This is a genomic window from Bradyrhizobium sp. WSM1743 (assembly GCF_000473065.1).
Lineage (GTDB): Bacteria > Pseudomonadota > Alphaproteobacteria > Rhizobiales > Xanthobacteraceae > Bradyrhizobium.
The window spans coordinates 1-3,878 of record NZ_AXAZ01000139.1 but is presented as its reverse complement, the minus strand read 5'-3'; the positions used below and the strand labels follow the sequence as shown (position 1 = coordinate 3,878).

Annotated in this window: 3 protein-coding genes and 1 pseudogene; 2 read left to right on the top strand and 2 right to left on the bottom strand. The window is 56.4% G+C overall.

Annotated elements, in window-relative coordinates:
• Positions 1-401: 401 nt before the first annotated feature.
• A pseudogene (locus YU9_RS51355) lies at positions 402-485 on the top strand (thermonuclease family protein); the annotation flags it as partial.
• Between the two features lie 184 nt (positions 486-669).
• On the opposite strand, the gene YU9_RS43995 reads toward YU9_RS51355, so the two are convergent.
• The gene (locus tag YU9_RS43995) at positions 670-954 is read right to left on the bottom strand and encodes a hypothetical protein (RefSeq protein ID WP_245266725.1); all 285 of its coding nucleotides are present in this window, start codon (positions 952-954) and stop codon (positions 670-672) included.
• 2,108 nt (positions 955-3,062) lie between these two features.
• Here YU9_RS43995 and YU9_RS48610 point away from each other — a divergent pair.
• Positions 3,063-3,335 carry a hypothetical protein gene (locus YU9_RS48610; RefSeq protein WP_156952373.1) on the top strand — a complete coding sequence of 91 codons (273 nt, stop codon included), beginning with the start codon at positions 3,063-3,065 and terminating at the stop codon, positions 3,333-3,335.
• A gap of 330 nt (positions 3,336-3,665) precedes the next feature.
• Here the strand turns inward: YU9_RS48610 and YU9_RS49635 are convergent.
• The coding region (locus YU9_RS49635; RefSeq protein WP_210163517.1) for a hypothetical protein at positions 3,666-3,878 on the bottom strand (213 nt) is incomplete at its 5' end.

The following is a 3,878-nucleotide window of genomic DNA, read 5'->3' as shown; positions in this document are numbered from 1 at the left end:
GCACTCCGCTCCAAGCAGAGGCCGGATACATTGATGCAAGACCGTATCTACCGCATCGTCGAAATCTTCTTGCACCGCACGGCCGGACCATACATAGGGTCAAAAGCGGCAGTTGAGGCAAGCGGCGCCCGGCGTCTGATCTCCCTCCAACAGGCGAAGTGACAACGGCGGCTTCTGCCCCCCGTATTTTTCCCAAGTGTTCGTCGGCCCGGCTTGGGGTATGCGCTTAGTCGCCATGAACCGAGCCGACAGCAACGTCCTGCCACCTCCCGCCTGCGAGAATTGCACCCGCGAAATGGTGCCGGTCGGAGCTTTGCGCGCAATCGGGCATCGGCAGGCTCTACGGGTTTACAAGTGCCTTCCATGTCAGCGGATCGTCTCGGCGCCTCTGCGGGATTAAGGACACACTCGAAATCCACGGCACGCGCATCCGCCTTTGGGGCATCGACGCGCCAGAGAGCAGCCAGCTTTGCCGGGGTCATGATTTGCCGCATGCAAGCGCCGTGCCCGTGCGCCGACCTACCAAACCCCGAGAGCCATCAAAAAGACAATGGTGAGTGACGAGCCGCAAGCGACCATAACAGTCTAACATTCGGGCGTGTGCATTGTTGCCTCCCGAGCCATCGCCGCTTGATAGTTATTGCGTCATCGAGGAGAGCCCATCGGGCTTCAATTCGGCGCGACGTAACTGATTTCGTGCTGCGTGTCTGTCCTGCCAAGACTGCCCTGATCGGCACGATCATAATCGGCTTCTAGGCTTTCAGGATTTTGTCCCGCAATCAGAAGCTGTTTCCGCATTTCAGCGAGGCGGGCGCGGCAGTATTCGCGATAGAGCAGGTCGAATATGGCGGGCATGGAGGCCCCCATCGTTTGAGTATCGCCAGGAGATACTCCACCACGGATTTTCGGATAATCTAAGCCCCAGCGATGGCTGTCCGATGTGAGCTCATCCACAGGCTGCGCCAATCTCAAAGAATGATCGGCTGACTTGCTTGTCGGTGCAAACCGGAACAGGGCTAGTTACCTAAGATCGAGTATAGCAGCCTTCTGTTTCAGCAAAACTTCGTCAAACAACTCAAGATCGCTGCTGCGCGAATAAAAATCCAACTACAGCGCGAAATGATTTACCACTGGATGAAAGCACCGTTGGCTGCAACGCCGCCTGTTAGCCACCGTACCGAAGCAAGAATGGATCGACCGAGGCAGCTAGTCGGTCTGCCACTTGCATGTTCGGCGTGGATTGCAGTTCGGTAGGCAGCGAGCCGAGAGAATTGACGGCCAGCCCGGTCCCAGCGGCAAGAACAGCTATCACAATCGCGGAGAGATATTCGATCCTCATGGCGATGATCCTCCATCGCTGATAACAAGATAATTGTGTTCGCTGAAAATTAGTTCCGTCGCAGGCAGGTTCATGGTTGCGGGGAACGGCGAAAACCCTGGAATTGAGGCGTTCTCCCGGCGGACCGCCATGACGCGGTCCTCAGAACATTCCGATCGAGACGAAGAGCGCAAACTCGATCAGGACGGTGAGGCCGATGATCGCGGCAGTGAGAATTGCTTCGCTGGCGTAAAGGGGTCATAGCGTGCCTTGCATATTGCGAAGCCCCGAAGCCCTCCAAAACCTATCGAAGGGAATGTTTCAGTTCCAATAGCGTTGGGCATGCTAACGCATTTTGAGTTCCTTCATCACCAAACCCGCAATTTGCCGCTTGCGGGATCTTGATGATCTTGCTTGCGACCATATCCGGGGCGATCGTCGCGATCCTTGACGCAAAGGGTATGGAGCGCCTGCTCGTAGCTGCCGTGATGCGGCTAACCATTTCAGACCTTAGATCAGCGGTTTGTACTCGCAGGTAGCTAGACATTTCTTGCCTACCAAGCCCACGCGGGAGAGCATGATAGCATGGGAACTCAGTTCGCGTCCTCGAAATGCGACTGCGCTTGGCTGGACCGCCGGGCGGACCATGAACAAAAAGAACAGCCTCGCCGGAGCAACGAACTGCCTTACGCGTTTAACGCCGCAGGGAAGCTGTGTACATCCAGAACGGTCGCCGCTATGACGGACAGCCTTCCAACTCGGTACCCCTGGTTCATCTCCGGATCTCGAGTCGGAGCATTGCCGGGCAATCTGCGACGAGATCGGTCAGCAGCTTCGCGGGATCCTTGCCGACGATCTCACGCCACTACCATCGCGTCTGGAAGGCATGGTGGACCGGCTGACCAAATTGGACGGCGATGTAACGTTGATCGCGCCGGGTCGCCAGGACGATACGTCACCCCGACCGCACTGGAATTTTGTGTCTGCGCTTTGGCAGGTCTTACGACACGGCCTCTAGGCGCGACCGCCCTCCTTGAGGATACTTCACCCGCACGTTTTCCGACTTTGCTCGCGCCCAAGTTTGAGCGAGGCCAATCGCACGTACGCATGGGCGCCTATCTAATGCCAGTGCATTGGTAGCGCGCGCGATATCTGGGTTTCCCTTGGAAGCGGACGTTTGTGCTGCCCTCCAGGATGTCTCATTCGGGCCAACTGCGGATGCTGTCGCGCCAGGTTGGCACGGTTGCCCGCGAGGGGTATCTTTGGCTCTGACGAACGGGGAAAGTCCGGATCAGGTGTCTTATGGCCACACCGGCAACTCATTACGTCAAGAGCGATGACGTTCACATCGCCTGTCAGGTCCTTGGAAATAGACCGTTGGATTTGGTTCGTCCTGGGTTTCGTCTCTCACGTTGAGGCGAGCTGGCACGTAGCGGAACGCAGCGCGTTTTTCCGTCGCCTGGCATCATTCTTCCGCCTTATCATTTTCGACACGCGGGGCACCGGAATGTCAGACCAAGGATCGCAGATCTTCACCCTTGAGCAACGCATGCACGACGTGCAGACGATATTGAGAAAGTCGGTTCAGAGCGCGCGGTTCTGTTTGGCGCATCCGAGGGCGGCCCGTGTCTGCAATCCGCGCTCCGACCCTCATCTTACATCGTATTGGAGACCGCTGGCTCGAGATCGAGCACGCGCGCTCCTTGCTTTGGCAACAACTACGTTGCCTTACAGGAGGTGTATCATGAAGACCGCACTTCTTATCGCAGCTATATTAGCTGTTGGTGTCGTATCAGCTGATGCTCGTCATAATCAGCGTCATGGTTCATCATTCCATAAAATGCACCGTGTAGGATCAAGCATGGCGGCTGTTGGTGTTCCAGCACGCGGTAGACTTGGCGAACAGCCTGCTTCGGCCCTTTATAGGCGGAATCTGCGCGACTCAGGCTACGATGCTAAGAAGAACTTTGATAAAGCTGGTCATATGTGCGTGTCCTGTGATTTTTACGGCAATTGACCAAGCTGGGCTGTGGCGACTGAGAACGGGATAACAACAGGAGCAGCCGGCCAAGACGAATCGGGCCGGCTGTGCAAATAGAACCCTCGCATTTTTTGAATACGAGCTTCGCCAAAAAATAGCCCCCAAGAATTCCCACGATGGGTTCCTGTCGGGGGCTTTTTGTTTGCCCGCCCCACAGCTCAGCCGTGCGTTCTTATTCGCGCCTAATTGGAGTTGATGCGGATGTAACCATCCGGTGCAGCTTGCGTCACTGATGTAGTAGACGCAGCATTGGTCATCTGCATTAGCAGGCATTTGGGTCTCGTTTCTTTGATTGCGTGTGCGACGTCATTGTCGTCTGCCCATAAGCCGCCCGCCCGCGTCAATGACGCTCGTGGTGTTGGCACTATCCCTACATCGACGCTGTCCGGCTCGTGCGGCGACGGCTTGAGCCAGACGAGCCGATAACAGCGTGCTCTGCCCCCGATCCACCCCTTCAACAAAGCGCTTCATCAGATGCCCCGCAAAATCGCAGGAAATCTTATCGCCCGAATCACAGCA